This is a genomic window from Asaia siamensis, from assembly GCF_014635085.1.
Taxonomy (GTDB): domain Bacteria; phylum Pseudomonadota; class Alphaproteobacteria; order Acetobacterales; family Acetobacteraceae; genus Asaia; species Asaia siamensis.
The window spans coordinates 498518-524189 of record NZ_BMCH01000001.1 but is presented as its reverse complement, the minus strand read 5'-3'; the positions used below and the strand labels follow the sequence as shown (position 1 = coordinate 524189).

General features: G+C 59.2%; 29 protein-coding genes. 4 read left to right on the top strand and 25 right to left on the bottom strand.

Annotation, left to right across the window (positions count from 1 at the left end):
* Positions 1–188 precede the first annotated feature (188 nt).
* Positions 189–1148 carry a GGDEF domain-containing protein gene (locus tag IEV53_RS02215; protein WP_188425132.1) on the top strand — a complete coding sequence of 320 codons (960 nt, stop codon included), beginning with the start codon at positions 189–191 and terminating at the stop codon, positions 1146–1148.
* On the opposite strand, the gene argB is transcribed toward IEV53_RS02215, so the two are convergent.
* The 6 genes from argB to rpmH form a co-directional block, all read right to left on the bottom strand.
* Positions 1149–2072 carry an acetylglutamate kinase gene (gene argB / locus IEV53_RS02210; protein WP_229719484.1) on the bottom strand — a complete coding sequence of 308 codons (924 nt, stop codon included), beginning with the start codon at positions 2070–2072 and terminating at the stop codon, positions 1149–1151.
* Complete coding sequence (gene yihA, locus IEV53_RS02205; RefSeq protein ID WP_188425131.1) at positions 2069–2746, bottom strand: ribosome biogenesis GTP-binding protein YihA/YsxC; 678 nt, start codon at positions 2744–2746, stop codon at positions 2069–2071. Before yihA ends, argB begins: the two co-directional genes overlap by 4 nt.
* Positions 2743–4512 carry a membrane protein insertase YidC gene (gene yidC, locus IEV53_RS02200; protein WP_188425130.1) on the bottom strand — a complete coding sequence of 590 codons (1770 nt, stop codon included), beginning with the start codon at positions 4510–4512 and terminating at the stop codon, positions 2743–2745. The genes yihA and yidC overlap by 4 nt, the downstream gene beginning before the upstream one ends.
* A gap of 140 nt (positions 4513–4652) precedes the next feature.
* A complete protein-coding gene (gene yidD / locus IEV53_RS02195) occupies positions 4653–4883 on the bottom strand; it encodes a membrane protein insertion efficiency factor YidD (protein WP_229719483.1) in 231 nt (76 codons plus the stop codon).
* Complete coding sequence (gene rnpA / locus IEV53_RS02190) at positions 4883–5224, bottom strand: ribonuclease P protein component (protein ID WP_188425129.1); 342 nt, start codon at positions 5222–5224, stop codon at positions 4883–4885. Before rnpA ends, yidD begins: the two co-directional genes overlap by 1 nt.
* An 8-nt stretch (positions 5225–5232) precedes the next feature.
* Positions 5233–5367, bottom strand: coding sequence for a 50S ribosomal protein L34 (rpmH, locus tag IEV53_RS02185; RefSeq protein ID WP_023978518.1), 135 nt, complete (start codon positions 5365–5367; stop codon positions 5233–5235).
* Between the two features lie 149 nt (positions 5368–5516).
* Here rpmH and IEV53_RS02180 point away from each other — a divergent pair, with 149 nt between their 5' ends.
* Positions 5517–5729 carry a hypothetical protein gene (locus IEV53_RS02180; protein WP_188425128.1) on the top strand — a complete coding sequence of 71 codons (213 nt, stop codon included), beginning with the start codon at positions 5517–5519 and terminating at the stop codon, positions 5727–5729.
* 44 nt (positions 5730–5773) lie between these two features.
* On the opposite strand, the gene gloA is transcribed toward IEV53_RS02180, so the two are convergent.
* The 19 genes from gloA to rpoZ all read right to left on the bottom strand — a co-directional run bounded on the left by gloA (position 5774) and on the right by rpoZ (position 24260).
* Complete coding sequence (gene gloA / locus IEV53_RS02175; RefSeq protein ID WP_188425127.1) at positions 5774–6169, bottom strand: lactoylglutathione lyase; 396 nt, start codon at positions 6167–6169, stop codon at positions 5774–5776.
* Between the two features lie 24 nt (positions 6170–6193).
* Positions 6194–7036 (bottom strand): LpxI family protein, encoded by an 843-nt coding sequence (locus tag IEV53_RS02170; protein WP_188425126.1) that lies wholly within the window; start codon positions 7034–7036, stop codon positions 6194–6196.
* Positions 7033–7884, bottom strand: a complete 852-nt coding sequence (lpxA, locus tag IEV53_RS02165; RefSeq protein ID WP_188425125.1) for an acyl-ACP--UDP-N-acetylglucosamine O-acyltransferase — start codon at positions 7882–7884, stop codon at positions 7033–7035. The genes IEV53_RS02170 and lpxA overlap by 4 nt, the downstream gene beginning before the upstream one ends.
* A gap of 22 nt (positions 7885–7906) precedes the next feature.
* Positions 7907–8326: a 3-hydroxyacyl-ACP dehydratase FabZ gene (fabZ, locus tag IEV53_RS02160; protein WP_025841234.1), complete on the bottom strand. Its 420-nt coding sequence runs from the start codon at positions 8324–8326 to the stop codon at positions 7907–7909.
* Positions 8327–8542: 216 nt separating this feature from the next.
* Positions 8543–9604, bottom strand: coding sequence for a UDP-3-O-(3-hydroxymyristoyl)glucosamine N-acyltransferase (gene lpxD, locus IEV53_RS02155; protein ID WP_188425124.1), 1062 nt, complete (start codon positions 9602–9604; stop codon positions 8543–8545).
* Between the two features lie 6 nt (positions 9605–9610).
* Complete coding sequence (locus IEV53_RS02150; protein ID WP_188425123.1) at positions 9611–10525, bottom strand: OmpH family outer membrane protein; 915 nt, start codon at positions 10523–10525, stop codon at positions 9611–9613.
* Positions 10526–10597: 72 nt separating this feature from the next.
* A complete protein-coding gene (bamA, locus tag IEV53_RS02145; protein ID WP_188425396.1) occupies positions 10598–12997 on the bottom strand; it encodes an outer membrane protein assembly factor BamA in 2400 nt (799 codons plus the stop codon).
* Between the two features lie 233 nt (positions 12998–13230).
* Positions 13231–14316 carry an RIP metalloprotease RseP gene (rseP, locus tag IEV53_RS02140; RefSeq protein WP_188425122.1) on the bottom strand — a complete coding sequence of 362 codons (1086 nt, stop codon included), beginning with the start codon at positions 14314–14316 and terminating at the stop codon, positions 13231–13233.
* Positions 14309–15511, bottom strand: coding sequence for a 1-deoxy-D-xylulose-5-phosphate reductoisomerase (gene dxr, locus IEV53_RS02135; RefSeq protein WP_188425121.1), 1203 nt, complete (start codon positions 15509–15511; stop codon positions 14309–14311). Before dxr ends, rseP begins: the two co-directional genes overlap by 8 nt.
* Positions 15512–15530: 19 nt before the next feature.
* Entirely contained in the window at positions 15531–16406 is an 876-nt protein-coding gene (locus tag IEV53_RS02130; protein ID WP_371869821.1) for a phosphatidate cytidylyltransferase, read from the bottom strand.
* Positions 16400–17089, bottom strand: a complete 690-nt coding sequence (gene uppS / locus IEV53_RS02125) for a polyprenyl diphosphate synthase (protein ID WP_188425395.1) — start codon at positions 17087–17089, stop codon at positions 16400–16402. The genes IEV53_RS02130 and uppS overlap by 7 nt, the downstream gene beginning before the upstream one ends.
* Before the next feature lie 87 nt (positions 17090–17176).
* Positions 17177–17743 carry a ribosome recycling factor gene (gene frr / locus IEV53_RS02120; protein ID WP_188425119.1) on the bottom strand — a complete coding sequence of 189 codons (567 nt, stop codon included), beginning with the start codon at positions 17741–17743 and terminating at the stop codon, positions 17177–17179.
* 51 nt (positions 17744–17794) lie between these two features.
* Positions 17795–18523 carry a UMP kinase gene (gene pyrH, locus IEV53_RS02115; protein ID WP_188425118.1) on the bottom strand — a complete coding sequence of 243 codons (729 nt, stop codon included), beginning with the start codon at positions 18521–18523 and terminating at the stop codon, positions 17795–17797.
* A gap of 87 nt (positions 18524–18610) precedes the next feature.
* Complete coding sequence (gene era / locus IEV53_RS02110; RefSeq protein ID WP_188425117.1) at positions 18611–19501, bottom strand: GTPase Era; 891 nt, start codon at positions 19499–19501, stop codon at positions 18611–18613.
* Positions 19498–20247, bottom strand: coding sequence for a ribonuclease III (rnc, locus tag IEV53_RS02105; protein ID WP_188425116.1), 750 nt, complete (start codon positions 20245–20247; stop codon positions 19498–19500). Before rnc ends, era begins: the two co-directional genes overlap by 4 nt.
* 9 nt (positions 20248–20256) lie before the next feature.
* Positions 20257–21051 carry a signal peptidase I gene (gene lepB, locus IEV53_RS02100; protein WP_188425115.1) on the bottom strand — a complete coding sequence of 265 codons (795 nt, stop codon included), beginning with the start codon at positions 21049–21051 and terminating at the stop codon, positions 20257–20259.
* 43 nt (positions 21052–21094) lie between these two features.
* Positions 21095–21505 carry a holo-ACP synthase gene (gene acpS / locus IEV53_RS02095; protein ID WP_188425114.1) on the bottom strand — a complete coding sequence of 137 codons (411 nt, stop codon included), beginning with the start codon at positions 21503–21505 and terminating at the stop codon, positions 21095–21097.
* Positions 21506–21514: 9 nt separating this feature from the next.
* Positions 21515–23770: a RelA/SpoT family protein gene (locus IEV53_RS02090; protein WP_188425113.1), complete on the bottom strand. Its 2256-nt coding sequence runs from the start codon at positions 23768–23770 to the stop codon at positions 21515–21517.
* Positions 23771–23861: 91 nt separating this feature from the next.
* Complete coding sequence (gene rpoZ, locus IEV53_RS02085) at positions 23862–24260, bottom strand: DNA-directed RNA polymerase subunit omega (protein ID WP_188425112.1); 399 nt, start codon at positions 24258–24260, stop codon at positions 23862–23864.
* 284 nt (positions 24261–24544) lie between these two features.
* Between rpoZ and IEV53_RS02080 the strand changes: the two genes are divergently transcribed.
* Together IEV53_RS02080 and IEV53_RS02075 are read left to right on the top strand one after the other, a co-directional pair.
* Positions 24545–25150: a LabA-like NYN domain-containing protein gene (locus IEV53_RS02080; protein ID WP_188425111.1), complete on the top strand. Its 606-nt coding sequence runs from the start codon at positions 24545–24547 to the stop codon at positions 25148–25150.
* A gap of 32 nt (positions 25151–25182) precedes the next feature.
* Positions 25183–25644, top strand: a complete 462-nt coding sequence (locus IEV53_RS02075; RefSeq protein WP_188425110.1) for a uracil-DNA glycosylase family protein — start codon at positions 25183–25185, stop codon at positions 25642–25644.
* The last annotated feature ends 28 nt before the right edge of the window (positions 25645–25672 follow it).

Genomic DNA, 25672 nt, shown 5'->3' with positions numbered 1-25672 from the left:
AATTAAATACCGATGGCTATACTCCCGGGCGAGTCAGGAAACGGGGCATTGCCCCAGGAACCTCTGTTATCGAGAGCGTCGCAGGCCTTGCCTCTCTACCCCCGGGATCATGCCAGATGAACGCATTTCTGTTGAACACCATGCGTTCGACGTTTTCTCCTTTCGCCCTCGGGGCGAGTGAAAGTACGATGCAAAAAGAAAGACAGGACTGGAAAAGGCGCGAAGCCGAATTACAGGCTGCGCTTCTTGAAACCCTGCGAGCCGCGATATCTGTTTCAGAGGGGCTGCGCATGGCTTTCGAGCAATTCTGCGTTCAGACAAAACCGGACCGTGGCATTCTCATGAGCGCCGGGGCACTTGTCATCCCTCCGCCGTCAGAGCCGCAATTACATATTCTGCATTCCTGGCCCCAGCAGGACCGGACACCACAAGAGTCGCTCGGTGGACAGCGAAGCTGCACCAATCTCTGCCTGCGCGCGATCACCGAGGTGCGGCATCAGGGTGAGATCGGCATTTTTGCCTATTATCCGCGTCGCTTTCCGGCGCGCGCTGCGGAAGCCTGTCGGCGTATACTCGCTACTCTGGTTCAGACGGCAGCTGCGATGATCGAAGTCGATCACCGTTACCGCGTGCTGATGCGCGCCCTGCCCTATGACCCTCTAACCCACCTGCCCATCTGGTCCCTGTTTCGCGAGAAGGTGGAGCGTCGCTTTCCACGCCTTGATCGTGAGCGTCTTCCTGCCACACTGATGCTTGTCTGCTTCTCGGGCCTGCTGAACACGCCCGAAGGTCTGGTCAAGGCAGATGATGCCATCGAGCAAATTGCGCATGTGCGCGATGCCATCAGTTTCCTGCAGCGTGCCATCCGCCCGACCGATCTGATCGGGCAGTTGGACCGTGAGAGTTTCGTGCTCTGGCTTGATGGCGGGGATCGGTTTGCCTCGGTAGAGCGCGCTGATCTTATATGCAAGCGACGCTATATGTGCTCAGCCGGGGCCAATCCGCTGGTCTCGGTCAAGATCGGTCTCGTGACACGCGAACCGCATTCAACCGATACGCTGGATGTGTTTTTCGAGAGAGCGCGCCTCGCTCTCTCGATTGCCCATGAGGAAAAGGTTGATTGGTACTTTGCCCACGAGAATGCCTGATCAGGCCGCGCGGATAAGCGTGCCTGACCCCTTATGGGTGAAAAGCTCCAGCAGACAGGCATGGGGCACACGCCCGTCCAGAATCACCGCTGCGCTGGCGCCCGCCTTGACGGCGGCGAGGCAGGTCTCGACTTTCGGGATCATCCCGCCCGAGATCGAGCCATCGGCGATACGGCGCTGCGCCTCTTCGGCTGTCAGCTCGGGAATGAGCTTGCCGTTTTCGTCAAGCACCCCGGCCACATCCGTCAGCATCAGCAGACGAGATGCATTGACGCTGCCAGCAATCGCTCCTGCAGCCGTGTCTGCGTTGATATTATAAGTCTCACCCTTCTCGCCCACACCAACCGGTGCGATCACGGGGATGAGGCCAGACCCGAGCAGGGAATAAAGGACGCGCGGGTCGATCTTGGTCGGTTCGCCGACGAAGCCGAGATCCTGCACTTCTTCCTGCCCTGAGCGCGCATCGCGGCTGCGATGCATCAGCTTGCGCGCCTGCAGCAACCCGCCATCCTTGCCGGAAATGCCGACAGCCAGCGCCCCGGCGCGATTGATGAGATCGGCCACCTGCTTGTTGACACTGCCCGACAGCACCATCTCGATCACTTCAATGGCCGCCTGATCGGTCACGCGCAGCCCGTCAACGAAGCGGGACTCGATTTCAAGACGCTTGAGCATGGCGCTGATCTGCGGACCGCCGCCATGCACAACGATCGGGTTGATACCGACCAGCTTCAGCAGGGCAATGTCGCGACCGAACGCACTCGACAGATGATCCTTGCCCATTGCGTTGCCGCCGTATTTGACCACGATCGTGTCACCGGCATAACGACGCAGAAAAGGCAGGGCACTGGCAAGCAGGGCCGCCTGCTGCTGTCCCTCGTCATTCATGTCAGGGAGCGTGAACTCCGCTGCGTCCTTCTTCATCCCTGCTCCCCTTCCGACCCTGAGCCCGCACAGGAGCGGGCGATCTCGGCACGCAAAGTCTCGATGCCCAGTCCGGTGTCGCTACTGGTTATCACGATATGTGGATAGGCTGCCGCATGCTTGGCCAGCACGGCCTCGACCTCGGCAATCTTGGCCTTGAGCTTGTTCGGCCCCATGCCATCGGCCTTGGTCAGCACAACCTGGAAAAGCACGGCAGCGCGATCGAGCATCTCCATGACATCGCGATCGGCCTGTTTCAGCTCGATGCGGGCATCTAGCAGCAGAAAGACGCGCGTCAGGGTGGGACGCCCGCGGAGATAGGCAAACATCATCGTCTGCCATTCTTCCTTCACCGACTTGGCCGCCTTCGCGAAGCCGTAGCCCGGCATATCAACCAGAGCCAGCCTGCCGCCGAGATCGAAGAAATTCAGCTGCTTGGTACGGCCCGGCTCGGAAGACGCACGCGCCAGCCGGTTCCGCCCCGTCAGGGCATTGATCAGGCTGGACTTGCCGACATTGGAGCGCCCTGCAAAAGCCACTTCCGGTCCGGCGAGCGGAGGAAGCTGATCGAGCTTCTGGGCGCCAAAGAAGAATTCGCATTCCGCGGCGAAAAGCAGACGACCGTTTTCGATCTGCTCTTCGGTGAAAACGGTCGGGTCTTCTTTGCGGGTCACGACTTGCTGACGGCCTTGCCGCCCTTCTTTACCTTACTGTCGATCTGCACCTGGATGAGCTTCTGCTGTGCATAGCTGAGGATGTTGTTCCAGGTGTAGTAGATGACGATGCCTGCCGAGAGACGACCCAGGAAGATCGTATAGATGACCGGCATGAACTGCATGATCTTCTGCTGTGCCGGGTCCATGCTGACCATGCTCTGACGCTGCATCAGCCAGATGGTGATGCCGAACAGGATAGGCCAGATGCCGACATGCAGCATTTCGGGCATGAAGCTCGGGTTGAACGGCAGCAGGCCGAAAAGGTTGAAGATGGTCGTCGGATCGGGCGCCGAGAGATCGCGGATCCAGCCATAGAACGGGGCATGACGCATCTCGATGGTGATGTTCAGCACCTTGTAGAGGCAGAACGCAACCGGTGCCTGAACCAGAAGCGGCAGACAGCCCCCAGCCGGATTGACGCCCTCTTCCTTGTAAAGCGCCATGATCTGCTGGTTCTGGGCCAGCTGATCGCCCTTGTTATGCTCACGGATGGCTTGGATACGTGGCGAAAGCGTCCGCATGCGCGCCATCGAGGCGAAGGACTTGGTGGCGAGCGGGTAGAGGATCAGCTTGATGATCAACGTCATGATCAGCAGTGCGATGCCGAAATTGCCGACCTTGTCGTAGAGCCAGTGCAGCACATGGAACATCGGGCGCGTCAGGAACGCGAACCAGCCGAAATCCACTGCCTTGTAGAAATACGGAATATGCAGGTCATTCGTGTACTGGTCGAGGAGATTGACCTCCTTCGCGCCCGCAAAGACCATGCTGGTCGTCTGGACTGTCGAGCCTGGCGCAATCTGGATTGGCTGGCTGGACTGCGTGTCGACGATATACGACCCTTCCTTGGCATTCGGGACAAAGCGATAATGCACCGAAACCGCTGCCTTCTGGTCGGGGATGACCGCCGTAAGCCAGTATTTGTCGGTGATGCCTGCCCAGCCGCCCACACCATCGGCAGACCACGCCGAATTATCGGGCTTGGTCGCGCCCTTGCGCATGGTCTTGTAGGATTCCTCGTCCAGACGGTCATTCATGACCGAAAGCGGGCCTTCCTGCACGATCATGCCACCGGTCTCGAGCGGCTTGTAGTCACGCTCTACACGCTGGAACGGCGTCAGCGAAACAGGCGCACCGGCCTGATTCTGAACGCTCTGGGTGATGGCAAACAGATAGCGACGATCGAGTTTGATCTCAATCCTGAAAATCAGCCCCTGCCCGTTATCCCACTGCATGGTCACAGGATGATCGGGAGAGAGCGCCTTGTCGTCACTGTCCCAGTCGGTCGTGGCGTCCGGCAGACGCAGGGACGACCCTGCAGGTGCCTGCCAGCCCAGTTCGACAAAGCTCGGCTGCGGACCGTCGCCATTCTCAAGCAGACGCACTAGCGGCGAATTCTTGTCCAGTGTCTCACGATAATGCGTAAGCACCAGATTATCGAAACGAGCGCCGCGCAGGCTGAAAGACCCCGTAGCATCGGGCCCCTCAATCGCAATGCGACCGGCAGGGCCTGCAGCAGCAGCCGGGCCATTGGCCGGGGCCCCGCCTGGCACTGCCACGGGAAGAGCGGAGACCTTGCCGCCCGCTTCGGGCGTTGTGCCCTGGGCCTGCTGGGTTGTCTGGGTCTCGACGTCTTTCTTCGCGTGCTGAGGCACGAAATAATCGAAGCCGACCACAATCGCGGCCGAGAGACTGGTTGCCACGATGATGCGCTTGATATCCATCAGCCGAATACCGGTCTTTCCAATGAGAATGAAACGAATAACGAGGGAAGCAGGCCTAAGGCCGCGTCCGTAGCGGTTCAAGTGGCCGAATTCCGGTCACAAAACAATAGGCGCAAGGTGAATTCGGTATTTTATGCCCGTCAGGGCACAGGATCGATGCCCCCGCTGCAATAGGGATGACACCGAGACAGCCGTCTTGTCGTCAGCCAGAGGCCACGCAATACGCCGTGTCGACGCAGGGCTTCCTGGGCGTAGACGCTGCATGACGGGTAAAACCGGCAATTCGTGCCGAGCTGTGGGCTTATATAGCGGCGATAGACATGCAAAAGGGCCAGAAGACAGGAGAGAACCAGCTTTCTGCCCGATTCCATCACAGGGCCTGGCCCTTTTTCAGGGCATGTTCCAGATCGGCAACCAGCTTGCCGAAAGGACGACCTCTGGTCGAATCGCGTCCGATAAGGACAAGGTCGACTGCAGAGAGATCGTTCCCTGAGGCCACATGGCGCAACGCCGCCCGAAGGCGGCGGCGCGTACGGTTACGCACAACGGCGTTCCCGACTTTCTTGGTCACTGTAAATCCGACGCGGGCCGGTGCTTCTTCGTCTGTTTTCAAAACCTGAAGCACGAGCCCGGATGTGGCGACCTTGCGCCCCCGGCTGGCAACCCGAAGAAATTCGGGTCTTTTCCGAAGTTTTTGGGGCTGGCCTGCCAAGTCGGGAATCAGGCCGAGAGCTTCTTGCGGCCCTTGGCGCGACGGTTGTTGATGACGCGACGGCCACCGACGGTTTCCATACGGGCGCGGAAGCCGTGGCGACGCTTGCGGACGAGCTTGGACGGTTGGTAAGTACGCTTCATGGCGTCATTCCTCAAGGCAATGATTGACGGCGAAGCCGGTGAAGGCCCACCCTGACAAGAAGACGACACAAGGCTGACGCCATCTTCCTCTGTGCGCGGGCTTTTACGAGCCCAGAACAGCCCTGTCAATCAAATCAAGGAATCTGAGCATGACGCAGACAAGGGATTCATCAGGCGATGATGCAGAAAAGCGCCTCTCTACGCTTCGGCATGATCTGCGCAACGATCTTGCAACAGCCCTGCTCGCTGCAGACCTTCTCACGAACCATGCCGATGAGAGCGTTCAACGCCATGCCACAAGCATCGTGAACGCGCTGGAAAAAGCGACCGAGCGCCTGAAACGCTCCAGGAAAGCCGGTTAGCTGAAAGATCTGCCCGGCATCACAATGCCGGGCAGACCGGACAATCAGAACGTGTCTTTCTGAATGATCTCGATCTTGTAGCCATCGGGATCTTCAACGAATGCGATGATCGTCGTGCCGAACTTCACAGGCCCCGCCTCACGCGTTACCTTGCCGCCACCGGCACGGATCCGTTCGACAGTTGCCGCCGCATCGGGAACGCCGATAGCGAAGTGACCAAAACCATTCCCCAGGTCATAGGGCGTAGCCTGATCCCAGTTATAGGTAAGCTCGACTTCCGCTTCGCCGTGCGCATTGTCGTTGAAGCCGAGATAGACAAGCGTATAGCGCCCGTCAGGCACTTCCCGACGACGGATCTCGCGCATGCCGAGCATCTGGTAATAGGCCACGCTTTTATCGAGATCAAACACGCGGATCATGGTGTGCAAATAGGTTGCCATGGTTTTACTCCCGAAAAATAAGACTCAGCCTGCGCCCTGACTCTCGGCGCGGCTCAAGCCATAGAGAAACAGCTCCAACCTGTCGGCGGTTGCTTCGCATTCCACAGGATCGGTCAGCAGGGTGAAGCCTGTTTCAAAGGCAATGCCCCGCAACCCTGCCGCATGCGCATTGATAATGGTTCTGGGCCCGATCGTCGGCATATCCGCCCGCGCTTCCTGCCCGGGCTTGAGCATCTTGACCAGAACCCCACCCGGCCCGGGCTGCAACAAACGGGCTGCCCGCTCCAGCATCTGATCTGTGCCTTCTATCGCCTCGACAGCAAGGACAAGCCCGTCCTGCACGATGCAGCCCTGCCCGATATCGAGCGCACCGATCGCCCGCACGACCGCAATCCCTCTCTCTATATCGGCTCTGGCCTGCACATCGGGCTGGATGCGCCCGAGAGCGCCAACCCTGCCGAGAGACTGTGTCAGAAATTCATGCGCCCCACGGACGCGAAACCCTTCCTCACCAAAAATACGGACCAGCGCGCCCAGCAATCCGTCATCGCCGGAAAAAAGGGCCCGACCGACCCGCGCCAGCAACCTGGCGCCTTCGGCATCAGGGCGCAGATCACGCAGGGCAGGACGTCGCACCGGGCCGATAAGCACGATGTCGCCGCAATTGGCCTGACGTAGTGATGAGAGAATTTCGCCAGCCGCCGCGAGACGGATGATGCGATGGGGCCAGTGACGGATCTGGTCGAGATCGACGAAATCCTGAAACCCGATGATGAAAACGTCGCGACCCTGACGACGCGCTGATTCGGCAACCTGAAACGGTAGCGGCCCGCCACCCGCTAGAATGCCGACCGCGCTCCCCGTCACGCGCCCTCGGTTTCTGCCGAAAGCTGGGCCGGGCTCGCGGCTCGGACGAGACCGCGGCGGCTCTGCACTTCCATGAAGGCAATGATTTCCTGCACCCGGGCGCTTTCGGGAAAGTCACGCTTGACCGCAGCCAGACGTGACTCGAGTACGGCCTCGTTACGTCCCGTACGTGGGTAGAGAATGCGAAAGGCCCGGCGCATCTGCTGGATCTCTTCAGCACTGACACCCTGACGGCGGAGCCAGATCCAGTGCAGACCGACCAGACGTGCGCGATTGCCAAGCACGCTGCCATAGGGGATGACATCGGCCTCGACGCCACAAACACCCCCGACCAGCGCCCCGCGGCCGATGCGCACGAATTGATGAAGTGCCGCAGCGCCCATGATCCGTGCGCCATCGCCGATTTCGACATGACCACCCATGACGACATTATTGACGATGATCACGCCGTCACCGATGTCGCAATCATGCGCCACATGGGCATTGGCCATAATCAGACAATGAGACCCTACCCGTGTGAGAGCAGTTCCCTGTGCCGTGCCACGGTGAATGGTGACGTTCTCACGGATCACCGTATGAGCGCCGATGCTGCATCGTGTCGGCTCGCCGCGATATTTGAGGTCCTGCGGTGCGAGCCCGACCGTGACGAAAGGATAGATCTCGACCTGAGCGCCGATATCCGTCACGCCGTCGATGATGACGCTGGCATGAAGCCTGACGCCCTCACCGAGCGAAACCTCGGGACCGACAGAGCACCAGGGCCCGATAGTGACATTCTCGCCAAGGACCGCCTCAGGGGCGACAAGAGCGCTTGGATGAATGCTGACAGTGCTGGGCCATTTTGACACGGAACGATCCACGAAGCTGTTCTTAACCCATGATCATGGCGCTGAAGGTCGCCTCGGCAACCGACACACCATCGACGCGTGCAACGCCCTTGAAACGCCAGACATTGGCGCGGGCACGCTCCTTGACGACCGTGATATGCAGCTGGTCACCAGGGCCAACAGGACGGCGGAACTTCGCGCCCTCGATGGTCATGAAATAGACCAGCTTGCCTTCGAACGCGTCACCCAGCGTCAGCACCACCAGCGTTGCTGCGGTCTGGGCCATGGCCTCGACAATCAGCACGCCCGGCATGACCGGCTGCGCGGGGAAATGCCCCGTGAAGAACGGCTCGTTGATGGTGACATTCTTGATGCCGGTCGCCGACTCACCGAGCTTGATATCGACCATCTTGTCGATCATCAGGAAAGGATAGCGATGCGGAATGGCCGACATGATGCGCATGATATCGATTGTCTCGATATCGACTGCTGTGGTCTCGGCCGTCACTTCCTTGTTCTTCTCTTTCGCAGAGGCGTCCAATGTTCTGCTCACTTCTTGTTCCTGAACGAAACGGATATGCCGCAGCGTTCATCCGTCACAAACATGACGGCAGGTTTAACGTGTCGGCCTGCTTCTAGCAAAACTCTGTCTTCGTGGCCACAGGCAGGCATGCAAGGCTCATGCCTCGCTCTTGCCGTCCTTCTTCGCCAGACGACGGAGGAAGGCCACATTGCGGAAGAACTCCCGGAAAGGCATGGCCGGGCTGCCGATCACATCGGCACCCGCCTCGACATCGGACATCACGCCGCATTGCGCGCCAACACGAGCCTTGTCACCGATCTTGATATGGCCGATGAGCCCCGCCTGAGCGGCAATGGTGACGAAATCGCCAAGCTCGGTCGAGCCGGAAATTCCTGCCTGCGACACGACAATGCAGCAGCGCCCGAGCTGGGCATTATGACCGATCTGCACCAGATTATCGATCCGCGTGCCCGCCCCGATGATGGTGTCACGCATTGAGCCACGGTCGATGGTCGAGTTGGCGCCGATCTCGACATCATGACCCAGCACAACGCGACCAAGCTGCGGCACCGTTTCAAAACCGGCTGGCCCCACGGCAAAACCGAACCCGTCCTGACCGATGCGGGCACCGGGATAAAGTGTCACACGATCACCGAGTATCGCATGAGATAACGAGACATGCGCACCGATGCGGTTATGTGCACCAATCACGACACCGTCGCCGATTGCGGCATGGGCCGCAATGACACTATCTGCGCCGATCTCCGCATTAGCCCCAATGGTGACAAAAGGACCGATTTCGACCCCCTCACCCAGCCTGGCCGTCTCGTCGACCAGCGCGGTGGGATGCACACTTGGGCGGGACGGTGTGACAGGGTGAAACTGCGCAGCAATACGCGCCCAGGCAAGATAAGGCGCCTTGCTGACAAGACCGATCACACCGGGAGGCAGCTTGTCCTTGAAAGCCGGCCCCAGAATGACTGCGCCGGCCTTCGTCTCTGCCAGAAGGGGCAGATACCGTCGGTTATCCAGAAAGCTGATTTCCTGGCTGGTCGCTGCCTGAAGAGGCGCCACACCACGCAGCGTGATCTCGCCTGCCCCCTCCTGACCGACGATCTCGGCTTCCGCACAGGCAGCGAGCGCGTCGATAGAAAATGGTCCCTGACGATCGAAAAAACGCGGATCGCCAGGAAGAGCATCGGGCAAAGAGAGCGTCATGGCAGATCAGTGCTTCCGGAGGATCGAGGCAGGCGCGGCAGGAGCCTGTGGCGCGGCTGCATCGGCAGCGGGCCCGGGACCAACCTGCGAGTTTGTGTCCTCATCGGCGGTGGTCGGCATCTTGCCAGACTTGGCAAGTACTTCCGGATCAACATCTTCAGCAGGAATGAAGACGTGCGGCAGGATCTTGTTCAGAACCTTGGCGGTCTCTTCGGTGATGTCCTGACCATCAACATGCAGGGCAACCTGCTCGCTGTGCAAAACGAGGTTCATGCTGTGCGAGGCTGCAACCTGACGCACGATGCGTACAAGTTCGCGCTCGATCTGGTTGAGCGACACATTGGCCGCTTCCTGAATGATGCGAGCGCGATTTGCGAAATCACGCTGTGCCTTAGCGCGGCGTTCCTGCAGATGACGCTCGCGCAGCTGGATCTGGTCCGAAGTCAGCGTGCGGGCGCTTTCCTGCAGCTTCTGCTGTTCGACACGCCAGCCTGCCTGCTCCTTCTGGGCCGCTGCTGCCAGCTTGTCACGGCGCTCACCCAAAACGCGCTGAGCCTCGGCAGCCGCACTGGAGAGACGCATCACCGTCGGGATGCTGATCACACCAAGCAACGCTGCCGGTGGAGGCGCGGCCTTGGGCAGATCTGGCGAGTCAGGGATCGGCGGCTGCGGCAGGACAGGCGGAGCCTCCGGCTGCTGCATGGGCTCATCGCCATCCTGCTGCGGCATTGGCTGGGCGACGGGCACACGACGCACGGCATGCGGTGCCGGAGCCTGGGCGGGCTGCGCCGTTTTGGGAACGAACCAGCCACCATTACCGGAAGAGGACTGCGCGGACTGGGCCTGAGCCAGGCTCGGAAGGCTGACGGAAGCGAGCAGTGCCGAAGCAGCCATGAAACGGGCTGCCGAGAAAAAGGACATGGAAACCTCTGTTCAAAACCGTCGGGCCAGAATGCTTGCGAGAGACTATGACCCGACCGGATTAGGCTGCGTTCAGAATTGCTGTCCGAAACCGAAACGGAGCGGATAGAGACGGTCATTACGCGATTTGCGGATAGGCACGGCGCCGTCGATATTGACGAGGCCGAATGGGCTCTTCCAGGAAATACCAAGACCCGTAGTGACACGGGGAACAAGCGTATTACCCGTAACCGGCGTATATCGCGATCCATCCTGCGCGGCGTTGGTGTAAAGATGCTTCACACGCAAACCGTCAAGACTACCGGCATCGACGAAGTATCGACCGGAAATACCGACATCGTCGCCCATAGGCAGCGGGAAATTAAGCTGCGCTGAAGCGGTATAGATGAAACGGCCACCGATAAGATCTTCCTGACCCGGCAAAGGCGTAGACGAGTTAATATGGCCGGAACGGGGGCCCGCACCACCCTGCAAGAAGCCGCGCAGGTTTTCACCACCGAGATAGAAATTGTCGATGATGCTGACATTGCTGTTCTTGGACCAGTCGCCCATATAGCCGGCGCCGCCCTTGAACTGCAGACCCCAGTCGTGATTGCCTGTGATTGAGTCCAGCGGCACGTAATACTGAGCGTCAACCTTGGCGCGCAGATATTTCACATTGCCGCCGAGGCCGGCGAAGTCTCCGCTTACGTTGATGACGAAACCCTTGCGCGGACGCATGCGGTTGTCGCGACGATCATAGGTCAGCGTGGTGCTCAACTGGGAAAGAAGCGACCAGCCAGCGGAGTCTTGCACATAATAGGACGGGACATACTGATAACCGTAAGTGTCAATGTCGCTCTGGCTAAAGATATTGCCGACGTGACGATCAATCAGCGAGTAGCTCCAGGACTGCGACAGATAGTTATTATACGAATACCCCATGCGCAGCGTAGCACCATACCGCCCTTCCTTATAGGACTGGTAGGTCTGGTAGTTGTTTTCGATACCGAAGATATCGATACCTGCCACGATGTTGCGGTTCAGGAAGTAGGGATCGGTCAAAGAGAGATCGACCTGCTTCTGATAATACGCCACTGTTCCGGAGATACCGGCATCCATACCCGTGCCGAGTAGATTATGCTGCTTGACCGAGCCGTTACCCAGAATACCGACGTCGGTCGAATAACCACCACCAAGCGAGAATTCGCCCGTTGGCTTTTCGACCACATTGGCTGCCACGTTGACCTTGTCGGGGGCTGAGCCCTGCGTCTGGTCGACAGAGACCGTGCTGAAATAACCGAGATCCTGCAATGCGGCCTTCGAATATTTACGATCAAACGGGGTGTATGGGTCGCCCTCTGCCATAGGCAGCGCACGACGGATAACCTTGTCCTTGGTTACCGTGTTGCCATTGATGTCGATGCGCTCAACATAGACATGCGGCCCTTCATTCACGTCGAAGAGCAGATCGACGATATGCTTCTCGGGGTTACGCGCAATCTCGGAGCGCACCATGGCGAAGGGGTGTCCGGTTGCCTGCAGGCGCTCCTGCATGCCCGTCACGTTGTTCTGGATCGCTGTGCCGTCGTACCATTGGTGCGGGAACAGGTCGATATACTTCTTCAGATCCTTGGACTCGACGTGACGCAGGCTCGAGCGCACATCCATCTTGCCGATACGATAGCGCGGGCCTTCGTCGAGCGTGAAGGTAATGATGAAGTTCTTGCGATCAGGTGACAATTCACCCGTCGCATTGATCATGTGAAAATCCACATACCCGTTATGCAGGTAGAAACGACGCAGCAACTCGGCGTCGTACTTGATACGCTCCGGGTTGTATTCGTCAGATGACGAGAAGAAACGATACCATTCCGTCTCCTTCGACGAGACGACTGAGGCGAGACGCGCTTCGTTGAAAGCCTTGTTTCCGACGAAGACAATCTTGTTGATCAGGGTCTGACGCGCTTCGTTGATCTTGAAGATCACATCGACACGATTATGCGACAACTTGATGATCTGCGGCGTTACGGTTGCGCCGAAACGGGCCTTGGACGCATAAAGATCAAGCAGTTTCTGGCGATCTGCGGCGGCGGCCTGAGACGAGAACACGGCACGAGGACGCATGCTGATCTCCTTGCGAAGATCCTCGTCCTTGACCGCGTGATTGCCTTCGAAGGCGATGCGGTTGACGATCGGGTTCTCGACCAGATCCACAATCAATGTGCCGCCGGAGCGACGCATGGTGACGTCCTTGAACAGGCCGGTCGCGTAGAGCGTCTTCAGCGAACGATCGAGGTCGTCCTGGTTGAAATGGTTACCAGGCTGCACCACCATATAGGAAAGGATGGTGCTGGTTTCGATGCGCGTATTGCCCTTCACATCGATCGCTTCGATCACTTGCCCATCGGCAGGGCGCTGATGCGCGCCATGATGCGAGGGGGCACGACGGGTCTTCTGAGCCTCGGCTGTGCCTGCCCATATCGGGAGCATGCAAACAGACGCAAGGAGAACGAGACGTTTACCTGACAAGACGGACGTTCCTTAACTTCATCAACCCAGCGTGAAGGTTTATTTCAGACAATTTAACTTTACGCAACGAAGCCGGAACCGTCGACCGCGTTTGTTCAAATCGGACGTATCCGACTTATGCCCTGCGAGGCAAGCACCCCACCACATGAAGTGTCGTAACACTCTGTGTCAGTTCGCATAGCGCTTGACTTATCCTAATGGAAGAGGCCCAGATTCGACAGATCGTTGAATGTCGAAAACAGGAACAACGCCGCAATAATCGCAAAACCAGCCTGATAGCTGACTTCCTGAACGCGGCGTGACACCGGCTTTCCACGCACAGCTTCCGCCACGTAAAACATCAATCTGCCGCCATCGAGCAATGGAATCGGAAAGAGATTGATCAGGCCGAGATTGATCGAAAGCAGCGCCATGAAAGACAGGATGCTGGCAAAGCCGTAATGGGCGACCTGCCCTGAGAGCTGGGCGATACGGATCGTGCCTCCAAGCTCCTTCGGGCTACGATGGCCGGAGAGGATCTGCCATACGCCCTGCAATGTCTGCACCGAGACATGCCAGGTTTCCTGCAGCCCCGCCCCCACGGCCTTGCCAAAAGACATTGGCTTGCCTGGAACGAGCTCAGCGAAGACGCCAATGCTGCCAGTATCGGCGGCGCCCTTCTTGCCCGGAACACGATCGAGCGTGATCGGTACGTTCAGTTTCTGGTCACCGCGCGTGATGCCCAGAGTGGTCTGCACGCCAGGCATGGCAACGGCGTGTGCCTGGATGTCGGCGAAATTGAACACATCGAGCGTACCAAGACGCGTGATGATATCGCCCTTCTGCAGCCCGGCGCGTTCGGCAGCGCTATGCGGCACAACCTGCGCGATCTCGTTCTTGAGTTCCGGCTTGCCTACCGAGACATACAGCACGGTAAAGAGCAGGATCGCGAAGATGAAATTGAAAACCGGTCCCATGACAATGACCAGCATGCGGGAGCCGACAGGCTTGTCATGAAAGGTCTGCCCCGGAACCCAGGCCGCTTTCTGCTCGGGCGTGGCGTCTTCAGGGTCCTCGAAACCATGCGGCTTGACGAAGCCCCCAAGAGGGATGGCCGAGATACGCCACTCCGTGCCGGTACGATCGCGCCAGCGGTAAAGCGCCGGGCCGAAACCGATGGAAAAAGTGTCCACCTTCACACCACGCCAGCGTGCCGCAAGATAGTGACCCATTTCATGCACGAAAACGAGCACACCCAGAATCAGGGCGAAGGCCAGAATCGTTACCGCAAACTCATGCATGGAGAGACACCGCGCTATTGAGAGAGTTGCTGCGCTCACGCGAAACAAAGATTTCTGCAACGCGACGCGCTTCCGCATCCCAATGCAGCACATCGTCAAGCGTATCGAGCTTCGGCGCGCCAAGCGTCTCCATGGCATAGGCAATGGTATCGCCAATGCCCAGAAAGCCGATACGACGGTTCAGAAACGCCTCGACAGCAATCTCATTGGCTGCCGAGAAAATTGTCGGCGAGGCAGATCCTGCGACGAGTGCCTCACGCGCCAGACGCAGCGCGGGGAACCGAACCTCGTCGGGCGCTTCGAAATCGAGGCGCGCGAGTGCTGCGAGGTCCAGACGCGGGGCATTGGTCTGCATGCGATCCGGCCATGCCAGCGTATTGGCGATCGGCACGCGCATATCAGGCGCGCCGAGCTGGGCGATCAGACTGCCATCGCGGAACTGCACCAGACCATGCACCGCAGATTGCGGATGCACCAGCACGTCGATCTGCTCGTTGCTCAAACCGAAAATACGCGCGGCCTCGATGACCTCAAGTCCTTTATTGGCCATGGAGGCCGAATCGATGGTGATCTTGGCGCCCATGCTCCATGTCGGATGCTTGAGTGCGTGTTCCGGTGTTGCCTCACGCATGGTCTCAAGTGACGCGCAACGGAATGGACCGCCCGATGCCGTGAGAATGATTTTCTCGATGCTCTCGATCGGGCTGCCCGTCAGGCTCTGGAAGATAGCGTTATGCTCGGAATCAACCGGAAGCAGGGTCGCCTTCGCCGTAGCAACCTCGCGCAGCATGACATCACCCGCGCTGACCAGAGCCTCCTTGTTCGCCAGGGCGATGGAATGACCATTGCGGGTCGCGGCCAGGGTGGGCTCCAGCCCGGCTGCTCCGGTTATGGCGGCCATCGTCCAGTCAGCTTCCATGGCTGCGGCTTCGATGACCGCCTGACGCCCGGCTGCAACTTTCACGCCGCTCCCCTGCAATCTGCCACGCAGATCATCGAGCAGCGTCTCGTCATTAATCACCGCGATTTCTGCATGAAGGGCACGGGCCTGCTCTGCGAGCAGGGCCACATTGCGGCCACCCACAAGCGCACGAACCTGAAAACGCTCCGGCTCGGCCAGCAGAAGATCGATTGTAGAGCAGCCGATGCTGCCGGTGCTACCCAGAACGGTAACGCTGCGCGGTGAGGAGGTCATGATCTCAGGATACTCCAGATCAATGCGAGAAAGCAGAGAAAGACGGAAAGAACGGATGCAGAAGGGCGCCCAGGATATCGACTGGAAGAGCGGTCCAGAAAACCTGCCCCGGCACGGCAAGAGAAACCAGAGCGGCCAAAGGTGCCGCCGCTAGAAGCCCGTCAAAGCGGTCCAGAAGCCCCCCATGGCCGGGAATGAGCCAGCCGGAATCCTTGATGCCGACACGACGCTTGGCAGCGCTCTCGGCAAGATCGCCGCATTGCGCAGCGCAGCCAAGGATCATTCCCCAGACTGCCCCGCCAGCAAGACCGCCCTGCCCCGAGCAACCGGCAACTGCCAGCCCTGCCAGCCCTGCCGCCACAAGCCCGCCTGCCGCGCCGGAGCGTGTCTTGCCTGGCGAAATGCTCGGGGCCAGTTTTGGCCCACCGATAATGCGCCCGGCCATGTAGGCCCCGCTATCGCTGGCAATCACGACAAGAATGATAAAGAGTACGGGCAGGGCACCCGTACCGGGCTGCTCACGCAACCACAGCAGAGACAACCCGCCAAGACTGGCAACAGCAACGCACGCCCATTGGGCAGCGCCGAAAATCGCGGCAGAGAGCGCTAGCCCAAGAGCGGCGCGCCACTCGCCCTTCATGGCTAGCAGCAATCCAAGGGGCGGCCAGAGCAGAAGCAGAGCGCCTCGCCAATTGCGCGCACCTTTCTGCCAGCTCAGCCCGGCCATTGCCGCGCCCTCATAGACGAGGCCGATACTCACGAGCAGGATCATGAGGCGATAGGCGCTGCCGCCTGCCCAGATACACAAAAGCGCAACAGGAACGATCACGCTTGCGGAAATCAGGCGCAGGCGCAGATCGGACCAGCGCGGATTGGCGCTGCTGGATGTCACAATACGGGATCCGGCTGCAGACGCCTGCCGAACCGGCGCTCACGTCCAGCGAAATCGGTCAAAAGCGCTGCGAAATGGGTCTCATCAAAATCCGGCCACATCACGTCGAGAAAAGACAATTCGGCGTAGGCCGATTCCCAGAGCAGAAAATTGGAGAGGCGCCGCTCGCCACTGGTGCGCACAATGAGATCTGGGTCAGGAAAGGTCGATGTCTGCAGGTGATCCCTGAAATCCTGCTCTGTAAGCGATGCGGGATCGATTTCCCCCCGGACCGAGGCCAGCGCAAGACGCTGCGCCGCAGCAAGCATGTCATGCCGGGCGCCGTAGGAAAGCGCCAGAATGAGTGTCAGGCGCCCATTGCGGGCGGTAAGATTTCTGGCGCGCTCAATCTCCGCCCGCAGCCCGGCATCGAACCGGGACAGATCGCCGATGAATTCGAGCCGGACATTCTGCTCATGCAACTCGGCAACCTTATGGCGCAGATAGAACCTCAGCAGGGAGGTCAGGTCAGAGACCTCTTCTGTCGTCCGCTGCCAGTTCTCGGAAGAAAACGCGTAAAGCGTCAGATAGCGTACACCCGAGAGGATGGCGGCCTTCACGCAACGTTTGACGGCTTCAGCCCCAGCACGATGGCCAGCCATCACCGGCTTACCACGTGCGCGTGCCCAGCGCCCGTTGCCATCCATGATGACAGCAACGTGACGCGGCACAATGCCGGGCGCAGGGTCCGCTGCTGCGGCAGGAAGGGTGCGTGAGGAGGACACGGCGCCTGATCAGACTTGCTTGATTTCGCGTTCCTTGTCCGCGAGCATGTCATCGACCTTCTTGACGTATTGATCCGTCAGCTTCTGCACGCCATCGGACCAGACCTTCATGTCATCCTGGCTGATTTCGCTTTTTTTCTCATGGGTCTTGATCTGATCCATGCCATCGCGGCGCACGTTACGCACGGCGATCTTGCCGTTCTCGGCATAACGACCGGCAGCGCGCGCCAGCTCATTACGACGCTCTTCGGTCAGCTGGGGAATCGGCACACGTACCGTCTGCCCGTCTGCCGCAGGGTTGAGGCCCAGACCGGAATCACGAATGGCGCGCTCAACGGCACCAACGAGCCCGCGATCCCAGACCGACACCGTCAGCATACGGGCTTCGGGAACCGCAATCGACCCGACCTGAGACAGCGGCACATCGCTGCCATAGGCCTCGACACGAACCGGCTCGAGCAGGTTCGGGCTCGCACGGCCCGAACGCAGACCGGACAGGTCGCGGCGCAGGCTTTCCATGGCGCCATCCATACGGCGGGTCAGATCTTCGAGCAGGTCGTTCAGCTCAGCAGGCATTGTTCTCTCCTTTACGGATATTCAAAAGGGGGGCGTCTGATGGCGCCCAGTTCAAGCCGTTTCGATAATCCGGGTGAAACGCCCTTCGCCGCGCATCACGCTGGCAAAGGCTCCCGGTGCATGAATATTGAATACGATAATTGGCAGACGATTCTCGCGAGCGAGCGAAATGGCCGTCGCATCCATCACGCTCAGATCGCGCGAGAGCACATCCATATAGGACAGTTCATCATAGCGCTCGGCATCGGGCACGCGGCGCGGATCGGCAGAATAGACGCCATCGACCTGGGTGCCCTTGAGCAAGACGTCGCATTCCATCTCGTTGGCACGCAACGCTGCCGCCGTGTCTGTTGTGAAGAACGGATTGCCGGTTCCGGCTGCAAAGATGACCACGCGCCCCTTTTCCATATGGCGCACGGCACGACGACGGATATAGGGCTCGGCGATCGAGGACATCTGAATGGCCGACATGACGCGCGTATCGATCCCGGCTTTTTCGAGCGCGTTCTGCATCATCAATGCATTGATGACCGTCGCCAGCATGCCGGCATAGTCGCCCTGGGCACGATCCATGCCCTTGGCCGCCGCTGCGACACCGCGGAAGATATTGCCGCCGCCGATAACAAGACAGACCTGCACGCCACTACGCGAGACCAGGGCAACATCATTCGCGATCTCTTCGACGATCTGCGGCTCGATGCCGAAAGAGCCCTTGCCCATGAGGGCCTCGCCCGAAACCTTGAGAAGAACGCGCTTGTAGCGTGCAGGAGTTTCGGTCATCGCATCCTCTTTCGTTGCAGCCTTATGAAGGCCATTTTACAACCCGCGCCCCTCTTATAGGGCGCGGCCTGTCCTCACAAGAACTTCTCAGGCGTCATCCAGACCGATAGCCCGCAGTCTGGCCTTTTCCTCATCCCAGCCGGCGCGCTCGCGCACGTTGAGGAAAAGATGGCAGGGCCTTTCAAGCAGACGCCCCAGATCAAGACGCGCCCGCTCGCCGATGCTGCGAATCTTGCGACCGCCCTCGCCAATGAGAATGGCCTTGTGCCCCGGACGCGACACGTAGATCGTTGCATCGATACGCACTGAGCCGTCGGGCCGCTCCTTGAAGCTCTCGGTCTCGACCGTTGCCTGATAGGGAATTTCCTCATGCGTCTGCATGAAGATCTGTTCACGCACCAGTTCGGCCGCCAGCAGACGGTCGGGCAGATCAGTCAGATCATCTTCAGGATAGAGATAGGGCCCCTCGGGCAGTTCTGCCGCCAGATGGTCAAGCAGATCGTCCACACCATCGCCGGATCGTGCACTGAGCATGAAGACATGCTCAACCGCCAGCTGATCTGTGATGGCCTTGGTGAGAGGCAGAAGCTGCTGGGCACCAATCAGGTCGGTCTTGTTCAGCACCAGCCAGACGCGGCGCTTCTGCTTGGCGAGGGTCTCAATGACAGCCTGCGATTCTTCGCGAATACCCGCCTTCGCATCGATCAGCAGGAGCGAAATATCGGCGTCCTGTGAGCCGGTCCAGGCTGCGGCGACCATCGCACGATCCAGCTTGCGCCTTGGCTTGAAAATGCCAGGTGTGTCGACAAGCAGAATCTGCGTTGTCTGGCGCATCAAAATACCGAGAACCCTGAAGCGCGTTGTCTGCGCCTTCGGGCTCACGATCGACAGCTTCGTGCCGGTCATGCGGTTGATCAGGGTTGATTTTCCGGCATTCGGTGCCCCCACAAGGGCGACGAAACCACAACGTGTCGTCATTTCTTATCCTTCGTGCCTTTACGGCTACGGTTCAATCGCCGGAGGAGGGCTGTCGCCGCTTCGCTCTCGGCCTGGCGTTTGCTTCCTGCAACACCCTCACCTGCCTCACCCATAGCAGAAACCGCAACGGTAAAGCGCGGCGCATGCGATGGGCCTTCCATCGACAGGGTCTCGTATTCCGGCAAGGCGGAGCCGCGCGCAAGCACAAATTCCTGCAAGGCCGTCTTTGGGTCCTTGGGCGGGGTTATCTGCGACAGGAGCAGATCTTTCCATTTTTCGCGCACGAGACGGCGTGCGGGTTCGAGCCCGCCATCAAGATAGATGGCGCCCAGCAGGGCCTCCATCGCGTCGGCCTGCACATTGGCAAGGCTGCGGATATTGGCCTGCTCCTCGTGTTCGGCAATGCGCAACGCCCCGGCCACACCGATACTCTCGGCAATAGGAGCCAGCGCGTTACGGGACACGAGAGACGCATGACGCGGCCCCAGTGCCCCTTCGGGCTCATTGGGGAATTGCTCAAGCAGCCACTCGGCCATAAGCAACCCGAGAACGCGGTCACCCATAAATTCGAGCCGCTCATTCGAAATGGCGTCGACCGGCTTGGTTCCGCCGCGAGGCGCGCGCCGTCCCTGTCGCGACGATACGGCAGAGCGGTGGGTCAGGGCCTGACGCAGCAGGCCTTGATCAGCAAAGCGATGACCGAGAGCCTTCTGCAACGCGTCGAGAGTGTCGTCATGACCCGTCATGACAGAGCCTCAATGCATGGTCGCAAAAAGATGGCTCCACCGTATCTCGAACGGCCATTGCCAGAACTGCCAGAGCGGATGCACGGCCTCATAAGAGAAAAACACGAAACGCGCCTTTCCGACGAGATTGACCATCGGCACGTACCCAAGATCCTGCCCGTTATCGCGCTGGAAGCGGCTGTCGCCGCTATTGTCCCGATTGTCGCCCATCGCGAAGAAATATCCCTCGGGCACGACATATTCGCGGGTATCGTTCTGCTCACCCTCATCGGTCTGCTTCAGGATCTGATGGGTCACGGTCGCCGCGCCACCGCTGCCGGGCAGGGATTCGAGATAGCGTATGCCCGTCTGGGGCATGCGATTTTCATCCATGACCGAATAGGGACCAAGCGACTGGCGCGGCACCAGAGTGCCGTTCAGATAAAGCTCACCCGCGCGCATCTGAATGTGATCGCCAGGCAGACCGATAATGCGCTTGATATAGTCGATCGAATTGTTCTGGGTGTAGCGAAACACCGCCACATCGCCGCGATGCGGTGTCGTACCCCAGATACGGCCATCGAAAAGATGCGGCGAGAACGGCATCGAAAAACGTGACCAGCCATAATCGAACTTCGTAACGATAATATAGTCACCGACCTGAAGGGTCGGAATCATCGACGCGCTCGGAATATTGAAGGGCTCGACCAGCACCGTTCGTATCACCATCAACACGATGATCCAGATCGCGACGAAGCGAACGATTTCCAGAGGGGTGTCTTCTTTTCGCTTGGAGGGCGAAGCCTCCGGATTCATTTCGGTCATTTCCGGTTCTTAGCGCAGATATGGGGGATTTGGCGACAGCCTATCACAAATGCTGCGAGACTGACTGCACGATCACATAGGCAATTGCATAAGGGGTCTCGTCACTGAGACTCACCTGAATATCGGCACGCTCGCCCGGCAGGGCCATCGCATTCAGGCAGTCAGCTGCCTTGCCGGTAAGATGCAGCAGCGGCTTGCCGAGCGGATCGTTGCGCACCTCGATATCGGTAAAGTGCAGACCATCACGAAATCCGGTCCCGAGAGCCTTTGCGCAGGCTTCCTTGGCTGCCCAGCGTTTGGCCAGAATGCCCAGACGCCCGTCGCCCTTGCGTGTATTGGCATAGGCGATCTCGGCAGGTGTAAAGCTGCGCTCCAGAAAGCGATCTCCCGAACGCTCCAGCGCGCGGGCAATACGCCGCATGTCGCAAAGATCCGTGCCGATACCGCGTATCATGAGGTCAGGTCAGTTCTTCGTACGCTCGACCTGCATGACCCCCTGCGCTGAACGCAGCGCGGCGATCATTGCAGAAAGATGCCGCACATCGCGCACTTCCAGATCGACGAGGATTTCCATGAAATCGAGCTGCCGGTTGAGAATGCGCAGATTGACCACGCTGCCATTATGCTTCGAGGCCGTGTTGGTGAGGGTTGTCAGCACAGAGGATTCATTGGCGGCGATGACACTCACACGTCCGATATGCGGTGCGCCACGTTCGCCCTGCGCCAGGGCCTCGTAGTCCCAGTCGACCTCGAGGAACCGCTCAGGCGTAGACGAGAACGCACTGAGATTCTGGCAATGACGCTGATGGATGGTCACGCCCTTGCCCTGCGCGATGATCCCGACAATGGGGTCGCCCGGCAGCGGGTGACAGCACCCGGCGAAATGTGTCGCGATGCCCGAGCCAACGCCATTGATGATCGAACCGCTCTTTGCCCCGTAGCGCGCGGGCGTACCCAGACCGCCGCCGAGGCGACCCGACAGGCCCGGCACCATGCGCGGCGCACGATGGGTCTGACGCAACTCGGGGTAAGCCGCATTGACGACGTCACGGGGGCCGATCTGCCCCGTACCAACGGCAACGTATAGATCCTCGATGCTAGGCTGGCGCAGATCGCGCAGCAGGGTCTCGAGCACTTTTTCGCTGCCATCGGCACCTTCCTGACGGAAAGCCTTGGCCAGGGCAGTCCGCCCCGTGTCGAGATTGACCTGGCGCTGTTGCAAGGCAACATAGCGGCGAATACGCGCGCGCGCCTTGCCAGTAACGACAAAGCGTTCCCACGAGGCCGACGGCGTGCCACCACGCGCGGTCATGATCTCGACCTGATCGCCGTTCTGCAATTCATGCCGCAGCGGCATCAGGCGACCATTGATCTTCGCCCCCACGCAGGCATCACCGACCTGGCTATGCACAGCATAGGCAAAATCGACCGGCGTCGCGCGGCGTGGCAGGGAAATGAGCTGCCCCTTGGGGGTGAAGCAGAAAACCTGGTCCTGATAAAGCTCGAGCTTCGTGTTCTCGAGAAACTCGTCCGGCGCCTCGGAATCCTCGAGAATTTCGAGAAGATCCTGCACCCAGCGCAGCTTGTTGAGTCCCAGCGCTGCAACTTCGCTGTTCGAGGCCTGCGCAGCGTCACGTTCCTTGTACGCCCAGTGAGCGGCCACACCGTTTTCGGCGAAGTCATGCATATCAGCGGTGCGGATCTGGACTTCGATCTTCTGATTGCGCGGCTGACGAAGCGTGACCCCGGTATGGAGGCTCTGATATCCGTTCGCCTTGGGCGTCGAGATGTAATCCTTGAACCGCCCGGCAATCATGGGATAGGCGCCATGAATGGCACCCAGGGCGGCATAGCAGGCATCACGTGTCGGCACGATCACGCGAAATGCCATGATGTCGGAAAGCTGCTCAAAAGCGACATTGCGCTTTTGCATTTTCGCCCAGATCGAAAAAGGCGATTTCTCACGCCCTGTCACATCGACATGCTCAAGGCCGACTTCTGCACAAAGCTCTTTCAGCTCGGTACGGATCTGCTCGATGATATCGGCGCCATGGCCACGCAGAAAGTTCAGACGTGCCCTGATCGTGGCGTCGGCTTCGGGCTCGAGTTGCTCAAAGGAGAGATTCTGCAGTTCCGTCTTGACCCGGTCCATACCGATGCGCTCGGCAAGCGGCGCGTAGATGTCCATGGTCTCGCGCGCGATACGCAAGCGGCGGTCCTGCCGCTGGACATAATGCAGCGTGCGCATGTTGTGGAGACGGTCGGCCAGCTTGACGATCAGCACGCGGATGTCGCGTGACATTGCCAGAACAAGCTTGCGGAAATTCTCGGCCTGCTTGGTGCGATCTGACTGAAGCTCAAGCCTCGTCAGCTTGGTCACGCCATCAACAAGGCTTGCGACCGTCTCGCCGAAGCGCTCTTTCAGAAAAGCTTGGGTGATGCCGGTATCTTCGACCGTATCATGCAGCAGCCCCACCATGATCGAAGGCACATCCATGCGGAAACCCGCAAGGATATTGGCCACTGCAATCGGATGGATGATGTAGGGCTCGCCATTATCGCGCTTTTGCTCGCGATGCGCCTTTTCGGCGACGGCATAGGCTTCTTCGACGCGGGCTAGATCCGCATGGGGGTCATAGCCTGCAATGCGGCGCAAGAGACCGGAGATCGAGGGGACCGAAGCTGCCATTTCGGCGCCGGGGAGAAGGGTGTCAGACATGCCGGTACTCTCTCCCAATCCTGATCACATCCGGGCCCCATCAGACCCGGAGACAATACCGGACCACATAAAGGTCCGGCATCGCAAGAGATTAGCGGCGACCGCGTCCTCCAAATTCCGCCTCGAAGGAAGCCTCGAGCTCGGCAGGAGACATCGTTTCAGCCATGTGGGCGTGTTCTTCTTCGGTGGAGACGTCCTGCAGACCGAAGATATTCTGATCGGTCGGGATAAGATCCATGACTTCTTCGTCAACAGGCTCGGGCTCGGGAGCGCGGGCGAGAGAACGAACGATACCGTCCTTGAGCGCGCTCAGATTGACCTTTTCTTCAGCAATCTCGCGCAGGGCAACGACGGGATTCTTGTCGTTATCGCGATCAAGGGTCATTTCCTCACCGCGCGAGAGGCCGCGGGCGCGCTGGGCAGCAAGGAGAACGAGGTCGAAGCGGTTCGGAACCTTTTCGATGCAATCTTCAACGGTTACGCGTGCCATAGACTCTTCCCAACCAATATCCGCAAATCCACGAGAATTGGATCGGCTAGCACAAATGCCCTCCCCGGGCAAACATTCCTTCGTACCAGCACTATCCCAGATATCGCTGCTGCGAGCGGGCTGAAGCAGCATCACAAATGCAATGAACGCAGCAATATGATGAGAAATGGCTATAAAGCAATGATATCACTATATTCTGAATTCAGAATTCGTTAAACCACAGTTTGAGATTATTCCTGCTGCGACATCGTAAAGTGTTGCAGTTTTTCTGAAATGGGTAAGAGATGCTCGATGAAAACGAGAGAACTGCCGTATTTATAGATGGTTCGAGCCTCTATTATACCGCGAAGACCATCGGCTTCGAAGTAGATTACAGAAGGCTCCTACGGTATTTTAAAAGCAATACAAAACTCTTGCGCGCCCACTATTACGCCGCAATACCAGAGACTGAAGAGTATTCGCCGCTCAAGCCGCTCACCGACTGGCTTGCTTATAATGGCTTCATGCTTGTCACCAAAAATGCGCGCGAATTCACTGATCAGTCCGGGCGGCGCCGTCTCAAGGGTAACATGGATGTCGAGCTTGCCGTCGACCTGCTGGAACTGGCTGACCGCATCGACCATGCCATTATCTTCAGCGGAGATGCCGATCTGCGACGCGCCGTCGAGGCAATACAGAGACGCGGCGTAAGGGTAACAGCCGTATCCTCGCTGCGCTCTTCTCCCTCTCTTATCGGCGACGATCTGCGCCGCCAGGTCGATCAGTTCATCGAACTGGCCGATATCGCGGGCGAATTCACCCGACGCCAGGGAGACGCTCCGGTCCGGACACGCTCGGCACCCGTCAGACATCCGGCCGATATCGTCTCTGATGACGATCTCGACGACTGATACGATGACAGAGGCTTGATGACCTTCTCGACATGGCCAGAAAATTTTCTCCCTCCCAGGATGCCTGCATCCTTATTGTCAGTCTCGCGCCCTTCGCAGCCGATCAGCGCCTGGCGGTTGAAGAGCGCCTGCATGACGAGATACCCGAGACGATAGGGGCGAGCTTGGCCTTCCACCATCTGGGCGGGACAGATCTGCACCACGCAGATCCCTCCCCCATGCAGCCGACAAATGTCGCTGTTCTGGCCGAACTGCTCGGCATACTCACCAACCTTAAGCTGGTCATCACCTTCGGGGTCGCGGCCCATCTGTCGACAATCGATGCTTACGGCATGGGCTGGGCCCGGGTGCCTTTCCGCCCCGGCCAGATCACCGCCCTACCCGACGGATTGGCCCTGGCGAACTTCCACGCCAGTTGCGGCAGGCATATTGAGACCATAGCACCACTTCTCACCCAGACAGTTCCGGCCCTTACTGCAGATCGGACAAGCTAGGCATCGGGAGCGCAACCGGTGTCATGCC